The organism is Roseateles sp. P5_E11, from assembly GCF_054049355.1.
Genome location: NZ_JBFUMO010001055.1, coordinates 1 through 1,029 on the forward strand (window position 1 = coordinate 1; position 1,029 = coordinate 1,029).

The window sequence follows — 1,029 nt, forward strand, 5'->3', positions numbered from 1 at the left end:
GGACGCGCCGGCGCCTTGTGAAGTGCCGGCGCCTTCGACCTGGCCCTAGAAATCCATGTCGAGCTGCTCGATCTCGTCCGGCTCCAGCCGGGCCGCGGCCGTCCACTCCTTGAGCTCCGGCATGGCGCTGATGGCCTTGCAATAGGCCATGCAGGCGGGATTCAACGGCACGTCATAGGTCATGAAGCGCGTGACGACCGGCGCAAAGAAGGCGTCGGCCGCACCGCGCTTGGCACCAAACAGATAGGGGCCGCCGTAGCGCGCCAGGCAGTCGGTCCAGATCTCGGTGATGCGCTCAATGTCGGGCTTGGCCCCGGCCCAGATCTTGTGGCGCGGAAAGTGGCCCTTGAGGTTCATGGGCAGCGACGCGCGCAAATTGGCAAAGCCGGAGTTCATCTCGCCGCAGATGGCCCGCGCATGGGCCCGCGCGACGCGGTCCGCGGGCCACAGGCCGGCTTTGGGAAAAAGCTCGTTCAGATATTCGGCAATGGCCATGTTGTTCCAGACCGTCACGCCGTCATGCCGCAGGCAGGGCACGCGGATGGACGGCGCCAGCAGCAGCAGTTCCTTGCGCGCATCCTCGTCGTCGGGCGAGACCATGATCTCCTCGAAGGCCAGGCCGGCGAAGCGCGTCAGCAGCCAGCCGCGCAGCGACCACGAGGAGTAGTTCTTGCTGCTCAGCGTCAGCGTGGCCGCGGATGTCGCGGCCTTGGATTTGCGCGCCGGCGCTGGAGCGGTTTTCGCCGCCTTGGCGGCGGGGCGGGTCGGCGTGGCAACGGGCATGGCGTCTCCTTCTCGGTCTGGGCACCCCATCGACGCAAGGCCCATGCCATGCTGGCGCGCTCCTTGCGTCGCTCCTGGCATCACCGGCCTTGCAGGAGCAACCATGTACCCCGCCTACCAGGCCCATACCGATCTGCTGTGGCCGCTGCGCATGGCCACGCGCATGTCGATTCCCTTCCTGCAGCAGCCCGGCATTGCTGACGCCAGCTGGCTGCCTGCGCGCCAGTGGTCGGCGGCAGGCAAGGT

1 protein-coding gene is annotated in these 1,029 nt (G+C 67.4%); it reads right to left on the minus strand.

Translation table 11 applies throughout. The features are described from left to right. Positions 1-45: 45 nt before the first annotated feature. Positions 46-783: a glutathione S-transferase family protein gene (locus ACXJKR_RS33355; RefSeq protein WP_457326509.1), complete on the minus strand. Its 738-nt coding sequence runs from the start codon at positions 781-783 to the stop codon at positions 46-48. Between the last annotated feature and the right edge of the window lie 246 nt (positions 784-1,029).